The sequence below is a fragment of the Psychrobacter immobilis genome (assembly GCF_904846185.1).
Classification (GTDB): Bacteria; Pseudomonadota; Gammaproteobacteria; order Pseudomonadales; family Moraxellaceae; genus Psychrobacter; species Psychrobacter immobilis_B.
In genome coordinates this window covers 129,934-150,363 of sequence record NZ_CAJGZQ010000007.1, presented here as the reverse complement: position 1 = coordinate 150,363, position 20,430 = coordinate 129,934, and the positions used below count along the sequence as shown (strand labels likewise).

General features: G+C 42.8%; 17 protein-coding genes and 1 riboswitch. Of the genes, 8 read left to right on the top strand and 9 right to left on the bottom strand.

The window, feature by feature from the left end; genetic code table 11:
• Nucleotides 1-177: 177 nt before the first annotated feature.
• Nucleotides 178-1,341 carry a phosphate ABC transporter substrate-binding protein PstS gene (pstS, locus tag JMW94_RS05730; protein WP_201602738.1) on the bottom strand — a complete coding sequence of 388 codons (1,164 nt, stop codon included), beginning with the start codon at nucleotides 1,339-1,341 and terminating at the stop codon, nucleotides 178-180.
• 292 nt (nucleotides 1,342-1,633) lie between these two features.
• Nucleotides 1,634-1,776, top strand: a riboswitch (TPP riboswitch).
• Nucleotides 1,777-2,023: 247 nt separating this feature from the next.
• On the opposite strand from pstS, the gene thiC reads away from it, so the two are divergent.
• Nucleotides 2,024-3,964 (top strand): phosphomethylpyrimidine synthase ThiC, encoded by a 1,941-nt coding sequence (thiC, locus tag JMW94_RS05725; RefSeq protein ID WP_201602735.1) that lies wholly within the window; start codon nucleotides 2,024-2,026, stop codon nucleotides 3,962-3,964.
• Nucleotides 3,965-4,028: 64 nt separating this feature from the next.
• Here the strand turns inward: thiC and JMW94_RS05720 are convergent, their stop codons facing one another.
• From JMW94_RS05720 to JMW94_RS05705, 4 genes are all read right to left on the bottom strand, one after another.
• On the bottom strand, nucleotides 4,029-5,147 hold the full coding sequence (locus tag JMW94_RS05720) for a hypothetical protein (RefSeq protein WP_201602719.1): 1,119 nt from the start codon (nucleotides 5,145-5,147) through the stop codon (nucleotides 4,029-4,031).
• A 276-nt stretch (nucleotides 5,148-5,423) separates the two neighbouring features.
• Complete coding sequence (locus tag JMW94_RS05715; protein ID WP_201602716.1) at nucleotides 5,424-6,242, bottom strand: hypothetical protein; 819 nt, start codon at nucleotides 6,240-6,242, stop codon at nucleotides 5,424-5,426.
• Nucleotides 6,243-6,367: 125 nt separating this feature from the next.
• Complete coding sequence (locus JMW94_RS05710; RefSeq protein ID WP_201602714.1) at nucleotides 6,368-7,270, bottom strand: fructose bisphosphate aldolase; 903 nt, start codon at nucleotides 7,268-7,270, stop codon at nucleotides 6,368-6,370.
• A gap of 181 nt (nucleotides 7,271-7,451) precedes the next feature.
• A complete protein-coding gene (locus tag JMW94_RS05705; protein WP_201602711.1) occupies nucleotides 7,452-8,300 on the bottom strand; it encodes an EamA/RhaT family transporter in 849 nt (282 codons plus the stop codon).
• A gap of 318 nt (nucleotides 8,301-8,618) precedes the next feature.
• On the opposite strand from JMW94_RS05705, the gene JMW94_RS05700 reads away from it, so the two are divergent.
• From JMW94_RS05700 to JMW94_RS05690, 3 genes are read left to right on the top strand one after another with little or no spacing between them, the layout of a single operon-like run.
• Nucleotides 8,619-10,526: an ABC transporter ATP-binding protein gene (locus JMW94_RS05700; RefSeq protein WP_201602708.1), complete on the top strand. Its 1,908-nt coding sequence runs from the start codon at nucleotides 8,619-8,621 to the stop codon at nucleotides 10,524-10,526.
• A 51-nt stretch (nucleotides 10,527-10,577) separates the two neighbouring features.
• Nucleotides 10,578-11,468, top strand: a complete 891-nt coding sequence (locus JMW94_RS05695; RefSeq protein ID WP_201602705.1) for an alpha/beta fold hydrolase — start codon at nucleotides 10,578-10,580, stop codon at nucleotides 11,466-11,468.
• 17 nt (nucleotides 11,469-11,485) lie between these two features.
• Nucleotides 11,486-12,118: an alpha-ketoglutarate-dependent dioxygenase AlkB family protein gene (locus tag JMW94_RS05690; protein WP_201602703.1), complete on the top strand. Its 633-nt coding sequence runs from the start codon at nucleotides 11,486-11,488 to the stop codon at nucleotides 12,116-12,118.
• 192 nt (nucleotides 12,119-12,310) lie between these two features.
• Here the strand turns inward: JMW94_RS05690 and JMW94_RS05685 are convergent, their stop codons facing one another.
• From JMW94_RS05685 to JMW94_RS05670, 4 genes are all read right to left on the bottom strand, one after another.
• A complete protein-coding gene (locus tag JMW94_RS05685; protein ID WP_201602701.1) occupies nucleotides 12,311-13,315 on the bottom strand; it encodes an NADP-dependent oxidoreductase in 1,005 nt (334 codons plus the stop codon).
• Between the two features lie 87 nt (nucleotides 13,316-13,402).
• Complete coding sequence (locus JMW94_RS05680) at nucleotides 13,403-14,161, bottom strand: endonuclease/exonuclease/phosphatase family protein (RefSeq protein ID WP_045443058.1); 759 nt, start codon at nucleotides 14,159-14,161, stop codon at nucleotides 13,403-13,405.
• A gap of 4 nt (nucleotides 14,162-14,165) precedes the next feature.
• Nucleotides 14,166-14,918 (bottom strand): M949_RS01915 family surface polysaccharide biosynthesis protein, encoded by a 753-nt coding sequence (locus JMW94_RS05675; protein ID WP_201602699.1) that lies wholly within the window; start codon nucleotides 14,916-14,918, stop codon nucleotides 14,166-14,168.
• A gap of 164 nt (nucleotides 14,919-15,082) precedes the next feature.
• Nucleotides 15,083-16,195: a hypothetical protein gene (locus tag JMW94_RS05670; protein WP_201602697.1), complete on the bottom strand. Its 1,113-nt coding sequence runs from the start codon at nucleotides 16,193-16,195 to the stop codon at nucleotides 15,083-15,085.
• 455 nt (nucleotides 16,196-16,650) lie between these two features.
• Between JMW94_RS05670 and JMW94_RS05665 the strand changes: the two genes are divergently transcribed.
• From JMW94_RS05665 to JMW94_RS05650, 4 genes are all read left to right on the top strand, one after another.
• Nucleotides 16,651-18,837 (top strand): M3 family metallopeptidase, encoded by a 2,187-nt coding sequence (locus JMW94_RS05665; RefSeq protein ID WP_201602692.1) that lies wholly within the window; start codon nucleotides 16,651-16,653, stop codon nucleotides 18,835-18,837.
• Complete coding sequence (locus tag JMW94_RS05660) at nucleotides 18,838-19,095, top strand: YheV family putative metal-binding protein (RefSeq protein WP_055123691.1); 258 nt, start codon at nucleotides 18,838-18,840, stop codon at nucleotides 19,093-19,095.
• Between the two features lie 113 nt (nucleotides 19,096-19,208).
• A complete protein-coding gene (locus tag JMW94_RS05655; protein WP_201602689.1) occupies nucleotides 19,209-19,733 on the top strand; it encodes a hypothetical protein in 525 nt (174 codons plus the stop codon).
• 32 nt (nucleotides 19,734-19,765) lie between these two features.
• Nucleotides 19,766-20,356, top strand: coding sequence for a hypothetical protein (locus tag JMW94_RS05650; RefSeq protein WP_201602686.1), 591 nt, complete (start codon nucleotides 19,766-19,768; stop codon nucleotides 20,354-20,356).
• Nucleotides 20,357-20,430 lie beyond the last annotated feature (74 nt).

Here is a 20,430-nt window from a genome sequence, read left to right as displayed (position 1 = left end):
AGAATCAAGTCAAAATAGTAGAAGCATTCATTCGGTTTTATCACAACAAACTTGTCATCAAATTTGCTGTGATAAAACCTCTCAAATAACTACCGGAGAATAGTTATTCGAGAGGATAACTCGAAAGGGACTAGTAAGGCACTGACAAGGTATTAAAGAATATTTAGCAGAAACAGGTTACTGAGCAGGCTTATAAACAGGCTGTCCATCACTGCCTTTTACCTCGTTCCATTTTTCCTTGAATAAGGCCACTGCCGTATCAGAAAATGGGACATAGTCTAGCGCCATGGCGCTGTCATCACCTTGGCTATAAGCCCAATCAAAGAAGTTCAACACGCCAGCCACTTGCTGAGGATTCTCTGGTTGCTTATGTACCAAGATAAAGGTCGCAGCAGCGATCGGCCATGCTTGCTCAGTCTCAGAGTTGGTGATGACTTTATAAAAGCCTGCTTGTTTTGACCAGTCGATATCACCTGCCGCAGCAAATGTCTCAGCAGATGGCTGAACGACGTTGCCAGCAGCGTTTTTCAATGCAGTATGTGACATGTTGTTTTGCTTGGCATAAGCATACTCAACGTAGCCGATAGAGTTTTTCATACGATTTACATAGCTTGAAACCCCTTCGTTACCTTTACCACCTGCGCCAGTCGCAGACGTTGGCCATTTGACTGTTTTATCAACACCAACTGTGTCTTTCCAGTCTGGTGAGACTTTGGCTAGATAATCCGTAAAGTTAAAAGTCGTGCCTGAACCATCTGAGCGGAATACCGTGGTGATTGCTGCATCAGGCAAGGTCAAATCTGGGTTCATGGCTTTGATAGCAGGGTCATTCCAGTTGCTAATCTTACCCAAATAGATGTCTGCCAACATTGCACCGTCTAATTTCAACGCGCCCGGCTCAATACCATCGATGTTGACGATTGGCACGACGCCACCGATAACCGTCGGAAACTGAATCAAGCCTGCTGCGTCTAGCTCTTCAGGCGTCATCGGCGCGTCAGACGCCCCAAAATCGACTGTCTTTGATTCGATTTGTTTGATACCACCAGAAGAGCCAATCGATTGGTAATTGACTTGGCCACCGGTAGCAGCGTTGTAGTCGTAAGACCATTTAGCATAAATAGGCTGCGGGAACGATGCCCCTGCACCCGTGATATTCATAGCGATATTCTCAGCAGATTTAAAACCTGTTGTAGAAGCAGTTGTTGTCTGAGTATTTGCTTCAGTGGTAGTGACAGCGCTACTGCTATCGGTAGCTGGCTCTGTCGTTTCAGTCGATTTATTACATGCCGTAAGCACTAATGTACAACTAACGGCCACTGCTAATAACGAATAACGCATGTAGGACTCCTAAAGTTTAACAACGATACAAAAAAGCATTGTTTGTGACATGCGTGCTATCTTGCCAAATCTTTATGACAGTTTAATGACAACCTCTGCAATCTTTCATTCGCTTTACATAATATTTAGATAAGCTATCTACAGCTCAGTAATATCAAGTGATTTTAATCACTGGTACTCTAGAGTCCTTCTCATAAAAACATCGAACCTCAAACTCAAAGCCTGATATTTTCATCTAAATATCATTAGCCCTCATTGCAGAACTTTGTTAGTATTGAGTTGATTTACAACACTGACAGACTCGGGGTGCGGTGTATTATCGACTTACTTTTAAGCTTGCTTTATTAAAGTGGTCGCCTTTATACATTCGCTGAGAGATCACCCGCCGAACCTGATGCGGTTAGTACCGACGCAGGGAAGTCTTAAGCACTTTGTTATTTATGACAATGGACGCGTAGAAATACCTTTTTATCCTCATTACTACCTTAATATGCGTGATGTACTATTAAGTAGTGAAGACTGATATAAAGCTGCGTCCAACGTTTGATGAGCATCATTCGCGACTATGTTTTTTGGTCGTAGGCTGATGCTCATGAGCGGAATTTGTCTGGATCACAGATGCTACCCCCGCAGCTACTGGCGGTGTTGCTTTTATTCAAAAACCAACACGCTAGGACAGCATATGACAACTTTATTAGCCACTTCCCCTGCTCAAAAAAATTCTAAGACAGATGCGCTAAAAACCCCAGCTCATCGCTCGGCAACTGACGCCCGTTTTGAAGAAGACGCGCGTGATTTGCATCGTATTTTGCCCGCCTCTCGCAAAGTTTATATCGAAGGCTCACGTCCTGATATTCAAGTACCGATGCGCGAGATTACTCTTGGCCCCACTCCTATTCAAGGCGTTCCTGAGAGCGAGTGGGAACAGAACCCACCCTTTTATGTTTATGACACATCAGGCGTTTATACCGATCCCAACGTCGAGATTGATTTGACCAAAGGCTTACCAAAGCTGCGTGAAGGCTGGATTGCTGAGCGCGGTGATACCGAGCAATTAAGCGGACTGTCTAGCGCTTACGGAATGGCACGCGCCCGCGATATCAGTACTGCCAATCTACGATTTGCTCATATCGACAAACCACGCCGCGCCAAAGATGTCGATGGCAAAGCTGGCAACGTCACGCAGATGTACTATGCACGCCGCGGCATCATCACCCCAGAAATGGAATATATCGCCATTCGCGAAACGCAAAAACAGCATGAGCTGACCGATATGCGTCAACATGAAGGCGAGACATTTGGCGCCAACACGCCGACGGTTATCACTCCTGAATTTGTCCGTAGTGAAGTGGCGGCTGGTCGCGCGATTATTCCAAACAACATCAATCATCCTGAATCTGAGCCAATGATTATCGGGCGCAATTTTCTGGTCAAGATTAACGCCAATATCGGTAACTCGGCGTTAGGTTCTTCTATCGATGAAGAAGTGTCCAAAATGACGTGGGCGACGCGTTGGGGCGCGGATAACATCATGGATTTATCCACCGGTAATCATATTCACGAAACGCGCGAATGGCTGATTCGTAACTCGCCCGTACCAATTGGTACCGTCCCTATTTATCAAGCACTCGAAAAAGTCGATGGCGTGGCAGAAGATTTAACGTGGGAGATTTTCCGCGATACGCTCATTGAGCAAGCGGAACAAGGCGTTGATTACTTCACCATTCACGCCGGTGTACTGCTGCGGTATGTGCCGCTAACTGCTGGACGCTTAACGGGCATCGTCTCGCGTGGCGGATCTATCATGGCGCAGTGGTGCATGTTTCATAATAAAGAGAGCTTTTTATACACCCATTTTGAAGATATCTGCGAGATTATGAAGCAGTACGATGTGGCGTTTAGTCTAGGCGATGGCTTACGTCCAGGCTGTTTGCAAGATGCCAATGACGAGGCGCAATTTGGTGAGCTGCGTACCCTTGGCGAGTTGACCCAAGTGGCTTGGAAGCATGACGTACAGGTCATGATTGAAGGTCCCGGTCACGTAGCAATGAACCGTATTAAAGAAAATATGGATTTGCAGTTAGAAGTTTGTGCCGACGCACCTTTTTATACCTTAGGGCCACTAACCACTGATATCGCACCTGGTTACGACCATATTACCAGTGCGATTGGTGCGGCGATGATTGGCTGGTTTGGCACGGCAATGCTCTGCTATGTCACGCCAAAAGAGCATTTAGGTCTGCCTAATAAAAAAGATGTTAAAGACGGTATCATCACCTATAAAATCGCTGCTCATGCCGCCGACCTTGCCAAAGGACATCCGGGCGCACAAGCTCGTGATAATGCGTTATCTAAAGCCCGATTTGAATTCCGCTGGGACGACCAGTTCAATCTGGCGCTCGACCCTGATACCGCCCGTGAGTTCCATGATGAAACCTTACCTAAAGACGCGCATAAGACGGCGCACTTTTGCTCTATGTGTGGCCCTAAGTTTTGCTCAATGAAAATCACTCAGAATGTGCGGGATTATGCGGCAGGGCTGGATAAAGATGCCGCTAATAAAAAATCAACTCCGAAATCGGATGATTCAATCAATGTAGGTCATGTTATTAAAGAGGTGTAGTGCTTTACTTACTGAAAACTGGCTAACTTAAAAAGCTTGAATCCATCCACTGGGTTCAAGCTTTTTAAGTACTTACTTGTGAGGGTTGTAAAAAAACCCGTTTCAAATAAGAATCGCATAACTTCATAATGATTAAATAAACAAGCAAAATCAGTGGATAGCCAAAGATAATAATAATAATAATAGTATAACCATGATACCTGCTGGCATGCTCGCCCAGTAACCAATCTATAAGATATATCTTATAGAAAACTATCATCAATACGATAAATGGAACTATCAGAATCCCTAACCATGTGACCATCCATGCTTTTTTAAGGCTTTTCTTCCGGCTCCAATACATAAGTCCATAGTGAGCACCCCCTAACAAACATATCAAAAACAACAGAAGTATTAATGAGTCTAAGTTAATTAACCACTGTGCTAGAGGCATTGGTTGTGGTTGATAAGATATCTCAAGAACATCTTGAGGCAGATGATCAAAGACCCACTTCGAATCAGCTTGTAGCGCTCCATCTAAAGGCTTACCAAGATTAGTCTTTAAGTATTGTGGTTCATCAGCAATCTTTAGAGTAACGGTCAGGTCACCAAAGCTTTTCCAAGTTTTGGCAGGTTTTAATGAATAGCTATAGATATACTGATTGGTCCAATTACTACGGTCTATTGTAGGATGAGCAGAATATTTAACATTAATGACATGATTGCCTTCGCTTAAGTCTATCTCAAAGTATTTAGCGTCATTATTGAACGGCACAGCCGTATCCGTTTCTGGATCATGATAAGCAGGCAATGATTTTGACTGACTTTCATAATCATAATTGATAAGTACTGGTACTGCTTGCCCATCGACTTCGACTATAAAGCTTTTGTCTGCATCATTACCTATGTTATCGAACACCTCAAAAACCAAAGGTATTCGATCGCCTTCTTTAGCGCTATAAATTTCGTAAGTGACATCATAGTCAGCTTGATTAAAACCTTCAGCAATATTGATATCTATGTTTTCAGACAATATATCGATATCTTTGCTTGAATATGCCGTACTGGCATTAGTACCTTCGATAATGGGAGACGCCATATTGGCATAGCTAAACATACTGTGGCTTAATAAAAGCAATCCTAAGATGATCCTACGCATTAATATTCTCTCAAATGGCTCGTCAGCTAGCTGTTCGCGAATCACAAAGCTATTTACAGCCTTCAGCTATAATTACTTTACTGTTTTAGTAACCGTCTGTTTAACCATCATAAAAACCACAAAACTAATTATCAAATAAATAGGTGTTATTACTATATAGCCTAACGGCAAAACCCATATAAAGAACAAACCACGACTCTCTCCTGTTGCGCCTTGACCAATGATCATATCTGTCACCAGTAGATAGAGGTAATAAATTATCAGGCTAAGCAGAGGCACTAGAAAACCACCCACCAGCATGACTGTCCAAAGGGTTTCGGGCTAGGCTTGCTGTCTACGTTTCATCATACGTAAATGCAGTCCACCCAATACAAATAGCGCGAAACTTATAGTTATGAATGGCGAAACAGCCGTCAAAACTTTTGCCACAGGATTCAGAGGTGCTTGAATAATAAAATCAATCTCTTTCGCGAGATTATCGTTGAAATGCCATTGGTTATTAGAAGGTAAAGTATTCTTCGTATCATCGATATCCATACTGATATAGTCTAAACTACCATTGAAATTTAGCTTAATAAATGACCCTTTAAACTGCTTATCATCACTGACACTCTCCTTCATCGGCACTAACGAATAAGAGTAAGTGCTTATCCCAGTCCAATCACTGCCATAATAATGCGGCTGGACGTCATAAGTAGCTGTAATAGTATGCAACCCTGACGACAAATCCAGGTTGATATACTTTGAATCTGCTCTGAATTGCTCTAAACCAGTATTGACTGGCATATAGAAATCAGATGTCTCAAGCCCTTTATTATCTTCAGTAACCGTTACGACAGGCACTGATTGACCATCGACAGTAATTTCGAACTCATCACTTTGTCCAAATTCATCGAATACTTCAAAAACCAATGGGAATTGAAGGCCTTCACGATTGTTATACAGTTTATAGCTCACTGTATAACCAGCATTATTAGCATCATCTGTAATATCGATATTAACTGTCTCTGATATAACATCGATGGCATTATTAAAATAAGCAGCGCTTGCCCAAGTACCTGAATAGCCTACAGGCTCCATAGATTGACTAGAAACACTCCAACTTAATAAAAACACTCCTAAAGTAATAAAGCGAAACACAACCTCTCCAGAAACCATAAAAACAAACACAAGTTTAATAAATATCTACTGTGAATGCCATTAAAAAAATCCCAGCAAACCTAAAGTCAGCTGGGATTCAAAATCAATTATAAAGGTTGAAGGCTTTAAACCTTCGACGCCTCATAAATCTCTTCGATAGACGTGTTGATAGTATTAGCAAACTCATCATCACTTTGCTGCTTACTCAACCCCTCAGTAAAGGCCCGTGAAAAGCTAGCAATCATACCCGGGTTTTGCTTGAGCTTAGCACAAGCATCGCCACGGCTGTAGCCGCCCGATAACGCTACAACTTTTAGCACTTTTGGATGATCAATCAGCTCTTGGTAAAAACACGCTTCTTCTGGTAAAGTCAGTTTTAGCATGACTTTCTGGTCATCAGTCAAACGATCCAGATTGTGCAAAATACTGGTCTTGAGTATGACTTCACATTCATGTTTTTTGCTACTGTTGATATCTACTTCAGGCTCTACGATTGGCATCAGACCTTTTGAAAGTATCTGTTTTGCCACATCGAATTGCTGTTGCACGACCAGCTCAATGCCATCGACATTCGGCTCATAAATTACTGAGCGCATTTTGGTACCAAATACTGGATAGTTTTTGGCTTTATCGAGTAGCAAATCTAAATTTGGCATCGGACGCATCACTTGGACGCCATTCATTTGCTCAGCCAAACCCTTATCCACTTTTAAAAATGGCACAATATTTTTCTCTTCCCATAGATAATTGGCCGTCGGTTTGCCATTGACCTCACGTTCCATAGTATCTTCGAACAAAATCGCCCCAAGCACACGCTCATTATCAAAAGCCTCGCAAGTCATGATACGCGCGCGCATCTCATGCACTTGGTCGAACATGGCTTCATCGTTGTCATAATCATCGCCTGTGACACCATAATTCTCTAACGCTTTTGGTGTACTGCCACCACTTTGATCAAGTGCTGCAATGAACCCTGAACCATTTTCGATACGTTGTAGCTGTTTTTTATATTGGTTTTGATATTCCATTGAGAGTGCGTCCTATTGTTATTGGTTGAGTTCAAGTGTCACAAAGTAAATCGCTTTTTATTAGCTTGTATCAGCCTTACTATTTATAGACAACCTTATCATAGGACGCTCTTTGTGCCTATATCTGATAAGTTAACGCTTTTATAAAATAATAAATATAATCATAAATGCAGACGAAATCCTATGCCAAAAATAGCACTGCCACACAGCAAATGGCTAATAATAAACCCAATACATTAATACGGTTAAGCGACTCCTTAAACACACCAACCCCTATCAAGGTTGCCACTGCAATGACACCGACATTCATACCGGTAAAGACGATGCTAGGCGACTCGGACAATAATTGATGCGCACGTACATAAGCATAGATATTGCCCATATTGAGCGCACCTAATAACAATCCTGCTGCGAGCGCATTCCCCTGCCAGCGCACCCGCGTAATCAGCAAATAAATAAACAGCAATAATCCTGCTAAACCAAAACTGACAAATAATGTAAGAGGAAAAGCAGTGCCTTGATTGGCAACTTGCTTGAACAAGATATCAATGATGCCATAGCCTGCCCAGACGCCAAATAGCCAAAGCGGTGTATGCTTCGCTTGTCTGCTAATCTGACCCTGCTGTGGACGATAAATCAACGCTCCGAGTGCTAGAAAGCCCAATAACAGCCCAAATATTCGCGTGCTGGTCAGTACTTCACCAAACAATAAAAAAGCCGCGACGATAGGAATAATCAACGATAGCCGCTGAGCCGCATCGGTTGCTACCATTCCCACTGACTCAATCGCCCTTCCAAGGACAATAAACACGGCGGGAAGTAGGATACCAAGAGCAATAATAATCGCCCAAGCACCGCCAAGTGCATTCATGCCACTGACGTCTGGCTTCAATAAAAACCACGTCAGCAGAAAAGCGACCGGATAGCCTGCGACGATGGTCTGGCGTATGTCTATATTTTTCTGTCGTAACACTTTTAGCAATACTGAAACGGCGACACTACAAAGCACCGCAATCGTCAAATATATCATGAGCTCTTACCTTGTAAAAATGCCACTTTATGGGGGTATTATTCGCTCATCATTCATATACTGAAGATAGAGCGCGAACTGCCAATTGGGATAAAGCCATAGAATGTAACAAAGTATTTCTTACACAGCAATCTATTTATTGGCTTTTATTTGACTGGTGATAAGTGGCTCTTTAGCCTTCAATTTACAATTAGCATGCAGGTCTGATTGGGAAGTTTGCTAAAATAGTACTCAATCCTAATAACAAAAGTAAAGATTCAAAATAACGAGTAATGTCGTTGATTTTGGCGTACTGCTATTGATGTTTTATGACTGCCTATGAATGCTCTATTTCGATTTTTTGAAACTCGCCTCCCTGCCTTTCCTGAAACCCCTATGCCGCTACCTTCACCCCGTGATGGCATGCTAAAGTTCTTGTGGGCGTGTACCAACGGTTTACGTGGCTGGCTACTGATATTTATGATTTTGTCTGCGGGCATTGGCATCTATGAAGCGATGCTATTTGCTTGGATTGGGAATATCGTTGACTGGCTAGGCGTCTATACACCGCAGAATCTGTGGTTAGAAAAAGGCGATATGCTACTGCTCATGCTAGCCGTCATGATCATGAGTCCGCTATGGATTGCATTGTCATCATTCATCCATTTTCAGACCTTGCAAGGCGTCTTTCCTATGCAAATGCGCTGGCGCTTTCACCAGCGGATGCTTGGGCAATCGATGCAGTTTTATCAAGATGAATTTTCTGGACGTGTCTCAGCCAAAGTAATGCAAACCGCATTGGCCGTACGCGATACAGTCATGACCGTCACCGATATGTTTATGTATGTCACCGTTTATTTTATTACGTCAGGTGTCATTTTATTTAATCTGGACAGCCTATTATTAATCCCGTTCATTGTTTGGTTGGTCTTGGTTGCGCTGACCATTTGGTACTTTATCCCTAAGCTCAAACAAACTGCCATTGTGCAAGCAGATGCCCGTGCTTTGATGACTGGCCGCATTACCGATGCTTATGCCAATATCATGACCGTCAAGCTGTTTAGTCATTCACGCCGTGAGCTGAGTTATGCCAAAAACGCCATGGGGCAATTTTTAGGTACCGTCCATGCACAGATGCGCTGGGTCAGTTATTTAGAAGTATCAACCCATATGATTAGTGTGATTTTGGTTAGTAGCACTGCGGCTATTGGCTTATATTTATGGCAACAAGGCGCGGTCGGTGTCGGTGCGATTGCTGCCGCGACAGCCATGGCACTACGTTTGAACGGTTTGACTCGTTGGATCATGTGGCAAACTGCCAGCCTATTTGAAAGTATCGGAACCGTACAAGATGGCATGCGTACCTTATCAGCGCCGCAAAAAATCATTGATAAGCCCAATGCACCCACTTTGAAAGTCACCGAAGGTCGTATCGTTTTCGATCATGTTGATTTCAGTTATGAGAATGATAGCGACGCTGTTGAAGGCGATAGCTTAGATACAGTGAAAACATCAGCAACGCCTACTACGAAGACTAAACTGCTCGATAACTTTTATTTAGATATTAAACCCGGCGAAAAGATAGGCTTGGTTGGGCGCTCAGGTGCCGGTAAATCCACCTTAGTTAATTTATTGTTACGCTTCTTTGATGTTGATAGCGGTAAAATCCTTATCGATGGACAAGCAATTGATGAAGTCACCCAAGAGTCTTTGCGCCAGCAGATAGGTATGGTGACGCAAGATACGTCTTTGCTACATCGGACAGTACGTGAAAATATCGCTTACGGTCGTCCTGATGCAACCGATGAAGAAATTATTACGGCTGCCAAGCAAGCACAAGCATGGGACTTTATCAAAGACTTATATGATGATAAAGGCAATACAGGACTTGATACCCAAGTCGGTGAGCGCGGCGTCAAACTCTCTGGTGGTCAACGTCAGCGTATCGCCATCTCACGTGTTATGCTAAAAAATGCGCCCATCTTACTACTGGACGAAGCGACCAGCGCCCTTGACTCTGAGATTGAATTTGCCATTACCGAAAGCCTGAATGACATCATGACAGGTAAAACGGTCATTGCGATTGCCCATCGTCTCTCCACCATTGCCGCACTTGATCGATTGGTGGTCATGGATAAAGGTCAAATTATCGAACAAGGCAGCCATGATGAATTATTAAATCTACACGGTGTTTATACTCGCTTGTGGCACCGTCAAAGTGGCGGATTTTTAGGCGAAGACAGCTAAGTACAACCCTTAATTTTCATTAAAAATCAGACACAAGGATGTGTGTACATTATGAAAGCATTTGCAAAAAATATTAATATTAGTGGAAAACAAGCGCGCTACTATAACCTTAGTCAGCTTACGCCATCGATACAGTCAAGTACTACCTCTCGCGTGCCAGCACACTTTTATGGTGGCAATAGTTTTACCGTTGGTACTTATAGTCCCTTATTAAATGCGCTGGCAACTGACTTTGAAATCAGCTCGCTTGCGCTTCGTGGCTACTGGTATGACAAGCCGCAGCGCCGTCGTCTTACGCGCGAGCAGGATGCTGAGATACTTATTGAATTTTTAGAAAAAACGCAAGACAAACCCATCGTTGGTATTGGTCATTCGCAAGGAGCCACTGCCACTGCCATCGCTGCAGCCCAGCGCCCAGATCTGTTTTCACAGCTATATTTAATAGAGCCTGTGACCTTTACCAAACCACAAGCCAGACTTTACAACCTATTGCCGCGTAAGCTTCTGCTCAGTCGCGAACCGTTTAAAAGCACTCTCACCAAACAATCTACTTGGGCAAGCATCAATGATTATTATGAGAACTTACGCGCTCAACGTGCTTATAGACGAATGAGTGATGCGCATTTGCGGGTATTTGCAGAGCAAAGTTTATCCAAAGATACCAGTGGCAGTTACACGCTGATATTTGCGCCTGAACAAGAGCTCGCCAACTATTTCGGCGCGCCGCATATCGATACCGCCCTCAAGCAATTGAGCTGTCCTTATACGCTTATCACTGGCAAGCCGACGTTGTTTATCAACCATAAAGTGCGACAACAATGGCAAAAATTCGTCCCTGATGACAGCATCATATCTTTGTTAGATTATGGTCATCTACTGCCGATGGAAGCACCTGAATTATGTGCTCAAGTTATCAATGAGCATTATCATAGTCATGAATAAGCTGAGCCATCTAAGTCATGACTGACCTTTTTGCCCCTACACCGACTGATAACCTATTGCCTTATGATGGTCAGGTCAATGACTTAGGAATAGTTATTCTTGAGGCTAACGCTCTGTATGAGAATTTACTAAATGAGCTACCTTGGCAGTCTGACATCGTGACGTTATTTGGTAAAACACATGTTACCACTCGCCAAATCGTCTGGATGGGTGACCACGATGTCAGTTATCATTACTCTGGACAGACGCGTCGAGCCATTCCATGGACAAAGCAGATGTTGCACGTAAAACGACATATTGAACAGCAGTTATCAAACAGTGGTATCAACGTTGATTTTAATTCTTGCTTACTTAACCACTATCCCTCTGGTGCTGATGGCATGGGATATCATGCAGACGATGAAAAAGAGCTGGGCGCGCAGCCGATTATCGCTTCTTTATCGCTCGGTGCTAGGCGAAAATTTGTTTTTAAGCATAAAACTATTAGACAAAAGAACAAGCCCGTCAAAGTTGAGCTATATCTTGAGTCCGGTCAGCTTATCGTCATGCATGGCGATACGCAGGATTTTTGGAATCATACCATTACAAAAACCAAAACTGTCGCATCAGGGCGCATCAGCCTCACGTTTCGAAAAGTGCTACCGCATTAAATTAATGTAACTTAATATAAGCTAGAGCGCGTCCTCGTTTTGAAAATGGTGATAAAAATGAGCTAAACGGTAGCCAAACAAGGAAAATAGCACCGTTAATATCGGAATATTAACCAGCTATTTGATGCAGTCTAGAAAGATTTAACCACTTTTAGCCCATTTAGTCGCATGCCTTCAGATTAAGCACATACTCTAGCTCACTTTTAAAACGATCTTGCCAAAAGCAGCACCTTTTTGCAGCTCATGATGAGCCGCGACCACTTCAGACAGTGGATAGGTTTGCTGAATACGTAGCGTTAGCTTACCATCTGCAACGAGCTGTAAAACTCGGGCCATATCTTCACCACTACGCTGCGCCTTATAACCTGCTACCTTTAACTGTTTCTGGCTACCCGCTTCTTTGAGTTTATCCACCCAAATGGTTGGTAATACATTCACGCGTCCGCCTGATTTGAGCACGCTAAGCGCTCGCACGCCTGCCTCATTACCGACCAAATCCAGTAGCACATCTGCCTTTAATTCAGGGAATTCACCATCTTTGGTATAATCAATCCAACCTGTAAGCTGATTGGTATCTATTATTTCATCAAGCTTGGCATATTTCTCTGGTGAGCAAATGACGGTCACCTTGATATTGTTTTTAGCCACTTTATCCATGAGCAGCTGAATCAACAAGTGACCCACGCCGCCTGCTGGCGCGTTTATCACCACATGCTCACCATCTTGAATATCTGCAAACTCTACAAACTGTATCGCCGTCTGTCCAATACAAGGCAGCGCACCTGCTTGCTCTAATGTGACAGAATCCGGTACTTTTGCCAGCATGTCAGCATCGACTGCTACATACTCTGCATAACAGCCACCATGAAAAGTCAGGGCAGCGACCTGTGTACCGATAGTAAATTGCTCACTACGACTATCGACCACAGTGCCTGACATATCAAACCCCAAAATTGCAGGCTCATTTTTATCAAACTTGTCTTTTTGAATGGCATCAGCGCCCCAGCCTTTGCCTTGACGCGTTTTGTAATCGACAGGATTGATACCCGCGTAAGCAACTTTGACCAACACCTGATTGTCTGTTAACACAGGAATGGCCACATCCTCTTGATAGCTCATCACTTCAGGTTCGCCAAACTCACGTATGAGTACAGCATGTTGGGTCGTTGGTAGCACATTATGAGAAAGAGTAGACATCGTTATATATCCTTATAGGTATCTATTACTTTATATTTGCATTCAATTTTATTTTTAGTGAATAACTTAAGCTTATTTAATAATCATTTATAAATGTGCCAATTCCGCACTGAGCGGCAGATGATCAGACAGTGTCGACCATGGTTTGCCCGTATGCACCCAGGCATTTTTCACTCTTAGATTACGCACATAAATACGATCTAAGCTCAGCACAGGAAGCTTGGCTGGGAAAGTTGGCAGCAGTTTGCCATGACAATGCTTGAAAGCTTCGGTCATACCCAAGCTAGTAGCCAGCTTATCACAAGACATTTTTTTCCAATCATTAAAATCTCCTGCCAAAATTAGTGGTTGATCAGGTGCAATCTCATTACGAACATAGTTGGCAATGGCTTCATATTGCTTGATGCGATCACGCTCAAACAAATTTAGGTGTGCACACAGTACAACCACTGGTACATCCCATCCAACTGGTTGTACTTCGCAGTGCAAGACGCCACGCTGCTCAAGCTTATTAACGGTGATATTGACGTTATGCTTAGGATCCAATGGAAAACGGCTCAATACCGCATTGCCATGATGACCGTTTTCATACTCTGAGTTTTTACCATAGCTATTTTGCAGCTGTAAATACTCACCAAACCATTCATGTTGCGATTGATCAGGATATTCGTTGTACTGCATATTGCGCTTAAGATTCTGACCTTGCACTTCTTGGAGACACAGTACATCGGAGCCAATAATATCGAGCGCTTGGGCGATACCTTGTATTTTAACTTGGCGATTCATCGGCGACATGCCTTTATGAATGTTATAGCTGGTTAGCACAAAAGAGGTTGTGGTAGTCATAGAATTAGTCATCATACTTAAAATAAATGGAACATTGGTTATCTCGCCACACTGATTGCAAGTGACGCCTAAATACTGATTTTTGAGAAGCTGATAGCGCTGATTGCTGTAGTAATTTTTCATCAATCTTGTAGTCACCACCGTAATAACCAGTAGCATCAACTGGCTGGTCTGTCTTGGCGTTACAAATTGCAGAATTGCCACGTACAGCAAATTTTTGCTGCCCTTCGTACATGACTACTTTCATCTCATCATAACTTACGTCACCACGACAACCGAGATAATAAGGCACACTCACTTCGACAACACCGTTATTATTAATATCAGTCACTACGGCGGTGTTTTTAGCGAATTCTGCGATTACATCTAACCCATCGCAGGGTACATAGTCATATATTTGCCATACTCGTAAAGCCTCTTGTTCATCTATAACATATAAATGCGTGAAGACCTCTCCTGCTGGCTCGTCAGGGCTATTGGTTGAATTGAAACGCTGTAATTGAACCAAATACTGTTCTCCTACTGTGCCAATCCAAGAACGAATAGCAACAATATCTTTGGTCTTTAGCCTCATTTTATTTTTTTTAGAGTCTATTTGATAATAGTTTTGAATAGAAGGCGGCAATTGACCCCATGATAGATGGCTCACAGATATATTATTCACATCTGTCTCTGCCATACTGAGACTGGAGCTAAAGGCCATCATTGCTGTGACGCTAAATAGCATGAGAGTATTTGGTATGTTATTTCGCATCATTTAACAATCTACGGCAATCAAGCATATGTTTTAGGTAAAGGCTTAATATATCATCAATGTAAAAAGAGCATTGATTCTTATCGAACCAATGCTCCCATATTATACCTATCTTCTATCAATGGCGAATTCGCAAAAGATTGTCATCAATAAGCACTATCTAGCAATTAATAGCGTGTCACCAAAGCAATTGGTTGATCTTCACCCATAATATCTTGTGGCATAAATACTGCTTCGCCACCATTATGAATGACATGCTCAATGATTTCGCCAATGGCATCATCAGTAACGCCTTCTGAAGCCGCATCATCTGCAAGACTCAAAGTCTGTGCCTTTTCATCAATTTTGGCCGATTGTATATAACCACGACGGACATAAAGTGTCTCGCCTGCACCTTGGAAGGCACTGCGGTAGACTTCTTGTAGATCTGTTTGTAACATATTGGCACCGCGTGCTTTATCAATCTCACCCATGGCAGCTTGATGCAGTGATGTACGATAGCCTTCCACCGCCTCTTGCACACTATTGATAATATGCTGAGCACTACCATCTTCTAGATTGGTCGCATTTGACACTGTGGCAATGATATTGTCTGGACGATCACAAACTTCTTTATAGTAGCCGATATTTTTAGCATCGCCAACTACGACCAAAGGCATTTTGTGCTCACCCCACAACTCTTGTACGCTTTTATCCACCTGATTAAAAAACTCTTTTAGATAGCTGCTTTCATTATTAGATGAGCGATCTGAGCCACCGTCGCCTGTCGTATACAAACCATTGTTTTCAATAGGAAATGGAATATTATCCATGTTTTTTTGCAGGTCGTCGTCCTTATCGAACTCTCTCACTACGCGATCATTAGACGCTTCAATCAAGCGGGCATTATCACGAGTGAGCACCAAGGTGTAATAATGGACCGCGCTTGCCATATCACGCACCAAATCTCGAGTCGCAAAACGATGTGAAATCACCACACGCTCCGTGGTGTCAATCGGCATACGGATAACTTGCACATCCTCAGTACTAGCAAAAATAGCCAAGGTATCAAGATTTAAGTTGTGATTTAGCTCTTTGGTTTTATCATGGATCTTATCGAGTATGGTAGTCGCTGTGCGCTTATCGTATTCGTTGGTTAAGCGTTCTTCAGCCACTTTTAATTGGTTCTTCAGGGCAATGGGATCTTTATCATTAGCAGGATGCTCGCGATGAGTCTTAACAAAGATACTAACCGCAGGATTGGCTTTGGTTTCACGTAAACTTTTGAGAGTCGCTTTCATTTATTGCTCCTTGTTTTATTATCATTTACTTTTAACATTGTGATTTTTAATATGAATCAACTGATTCATAGTTTTTGCTATCAATAGCGCTTAATCTTTTTATTCCATTGCCTTGATGCTAGCAGTCAAACCTCACTCGCTGTAGGGTTAATTTGCAAGCAAATGATAGCGCTTTGTAAGTAGAACACTCTGTATTGTTCTAAAAGACTGACTGATCCCTTTTAAACCCCTTAAATATCCACTATCTTCTCGATTCACTTTCTTTATAGTCAATGATTAGGTTGTATTTTCGTCAAACGAACCCATCTTTTATATAGCTTATCGATAAGACAGCAAAAAAGAAAAATAACACAACGCTAATGATGTTCTAGATGTCACGGCAAGCCAATCTCTTATATAAAGCGACGTTTACTCAATAATAATTCATTCACTACGATCAGATATCGGATACTTTTATGAAAACCCTTCCTACAGATTTACGCCTTGTCGATTTTGACAACGTTTCGCCAAGTACATTACAAAGCCATGTCATCAGTGCAATCGATGCAGCCAATACATTTTTAGATGAAATGAGCGCAGATACGGACAGCCATAACAGCACTACTGATATCAGTGCTGAGCAAGCACTGGCGGATATTATGACTTTTGATCATATTAATCTGGCATTGGATCGCAGTTGGGGCATTCTATCGCACCTGAATAGCGTCATGAGCAATGATGACATTCGTCATGTCCATCATGAACTGCTACCTAAACTATCTGCCTATGGCACACGAGTGGGACAGCATCAGCCGCTATTTAATCGCTATCAAACTATCGTCAATGACACAGCATTTTTTGCCGCCCTTGAACCTGCACGAGCGCGGGCTATTGAGCTGGCGCTACGCAGTTTTGAGCTGTCAGGTGTTGCATTACCAAGAGATGAACAAGAAAAATTTGCAGCTATTCAAAGTCAGCTTTCCACCTTATCAGCGACCTTTTCAGACAACGTATTGGATGCTACCCAAGCCTATGCCCTACCGCTACAGCAAGAGCAATTGACGGGTTTAACGGAAAGCGGACTGGCGCTACTCGCAGACGCTGGCGAACAATATAAAGCCCGTCAGCTTGCTAACGGTACGCTTACGCAAGTAGAAGTCGATGCGTTACCAAGTCCTTATTACGTAGCAAGCTTAAATATTCCTGTTTATCTTGCCATCATGACTCATGCGGATGACCGCGATCTGCGCGAAACCCTATACCGCGCTTATGTCACGCGTGCTTCTGAGTTTGATGCGCACACCAATGCCAAAGGTGAGTCGCTAAACAACGCCGATATCATGAGTCAAATCCTGCAATTACGTGAGCAAAAAGCCAAGCTATTAGGTTTTAACAATTATGCAGAAGTCTCACTATCGACGAAAATGGCAGATAGTGTGGCAGAAGTAGAAACTTTTTTACGGGATTTGGCTACTCAAGCAACTCCAGCGGCTAAGCAAGACTTAGCTCAGTTGCAAAAGTATGCGCAGGATTATGGTATAGATGAGTTACAGGCATGGGACAGTGCTTATATTGCCGAAAAAGTAAAACAAAGCGAGTTCAGCTTATCGCAGGAAGAAATCCGCCCGTACTTTCCCTTACCAAAAGTAATTAGCGGATTATTTGCCATCGTTGAACGGCTGTACGGTATCAAAGTTCAAGAGCAAAGTGATTCCGTATCGCACTGGCACGACGATGTCAGCTTTTATCAGTTATTCGATGCTGATGATAACTTGCTTGGTGGCTTTTACTTTGACTTATTTGCACGCAGTGGTAAACGCGGCGGCGCGTGGATGAGTGGTTTCCAGTCACGTTATACTTACGATGAACAAAATCATCAGCAGCTACCAGTATGCTTTATGGTGGGTAATTTCACTCCTGCCCTTGATGGCAAGCCAAGCTTATTGACTCACGATGAAGTATTGACTCTATTCCATGAGTTTGGTCATGGCCTACATCATTTATTAACCCAAGTGACGGTCGGTGATGTCGCTGGTGTCAATGGCGTCGAGTGGGATGCAGTCGAGTTGCCCAGTCAATTTATGGAAAACTGGGCATGGGATGCCGAAGGTATAGCGCTGATTAGCAGTCATGTCGAAACAGGTGAACCCTTACCAAAAGACAAACTTAAAGCGTTATTGGCGGTGAAGAATTTCCAAAGCGGTATGCAAACTCTACGTCAAATCGAGTTCGCACTGTTTGACTTATTGATTCATGCACACACGCCAGCACTTGATTATCAAGGTATCTTAGACACGCTAAATAACGTTCGAGACGACATCGCTATCATGCAGACGCCTGACTATAACCGTTTTGCCAACGGCTTTAGTCATATCTTTGCAGGCGGCTATGCGGCAGGTTATTACTCGTATAAATGGGCAGAGTTGCTATCGGCAGATGCCTTTAGCAAGTTTGAAGAAGAAGGTATTTTTAACCCAGTCACTGGTAAAGCCTTCCGTGAGACAATTTTATCCGTTGGTGGTAGTTTCCCTGCCAAGATCAACTTTGAAAACTTCCGTGGTCGCAGTGCTAGTATCGATGCTTTGTTACGTCATAGCGGTTTTTCTGATACTAAAAAAGGCAGTGCTGCTGCTAATGCCTCAACAACACATGGGATGATTTAAATGCGCTATCAATCAACGCGACCAAAGCGACAGTTTTTATCCGGTGTTCGCTGCCCTAAGTGTCAAGCGATGGATGCGGTGGTACAAATAAACGTCGTCACCCCAGAACCTGATGAGTATATTGAATGCACATTATGTGGACATAGCGAACATCGCCCTGACCCTGATGCCATCAGTGCCAAAAACCATGCTGAAGATCAGCTTATACGTGATGCTATGGCTACTGGTACCAGCGGCACAGTAAAATTCAAACCTTAAATATTAAGCGTTAAGTCTTAATAGCTACCAGCCTATCTAGCAATAGATAGGCTTTTTATTTTGAGTTTGCTATAGTATGGCTACTTATATTTCTAACATAAATCGACTATAGTATGAAAAGCCAAAAAATGCGTCCTCTGTCAACCAAATCACTGAAAAAAAAGCCCACTAAGTCACGCCAGAAATGGTGGTCAATTATTATATTAGCGGCATTATTGATTGGCTACTTGGTCTGGAAAAACAATTCGATAGACACTAATACTGCGCCTATTGAAAGTACACCGTCGACTACCGAACCAGATAGCGCTACTCAATTAGATGCTACGCCTTTAGGTAATAATGATAATAGTTCAAATAATAGTGGCTTAACGTCAAATACTGATGAGATAACCACAGTTAATCAAATACCTAATGCTGATGCGATCTTAAATGCGGCTTTGCCAGAAAAAGATAGTCTTGCCAAAGAGGAAATAGATCGCTTAGAAGACGAGCGTAAGCGCTTAGCTGAACAAGAAAAATTGGCTGCTGAACAACTGACGATGAACAAGCAATTAACTGATATGAAAGCAGAGCAAATCGCCCTACTTGAACAACAAATAGCGCAATTAGAAGCCGAGACAAACGGCGACAAACAGTAGCTAATTATTAGACTTTTATCAAGGGGCTGACAATGGCGACTTTGCAACTTACCCACGCCCCTATCTTAAATAGTAGCGCGCAGCTGCTTATTCTACCAGTCAATACTGCAGGGATTCTTTTAGATCCTGTTCTCACAAAAGCTAAAACTTTATTTGCTGATAATTATCAACGTTACTATCGCGCATGCCGCGATGGCAGTCTGAGTGTTGGCAGCTGCTTACTGCATAAACGCGTGCTTGAGCAAGCTGGTTTAAGCATCAGCAGTAATGGCAATCAGCCCAGTTATATCGCTAATTTTGTGGTATCAAATCATCCTTACCACCCCACACGGTCACAATGGTTAATTGCCGCGTTGAATGATTTATCTGAGCAGCTTATCCCGCTTATCCGTTATCAAGGTATTCGTAGAATTGCCCTCCTCGCACGTCCCCTTATTCATAACCACTTACGAAATGAGACAGCTAACGTGTCTAACGCAGCCAATTTAGCAAACACAGGCTCACTTGCGTTAGACTGGCACGCTGATATCTTACCGTTACTCATACAGCAACTACAAGATTTGCCTAAAGTTCGTATCGATATTCATCTTCCTAAAGACTTTAATATAGACCAGTTACTTTAATAAGATATTCTACTGCAAATAAGATTTTACTTTACACCCATAAAAAAACCGCCTTAAGTACTCATGACAAGAGA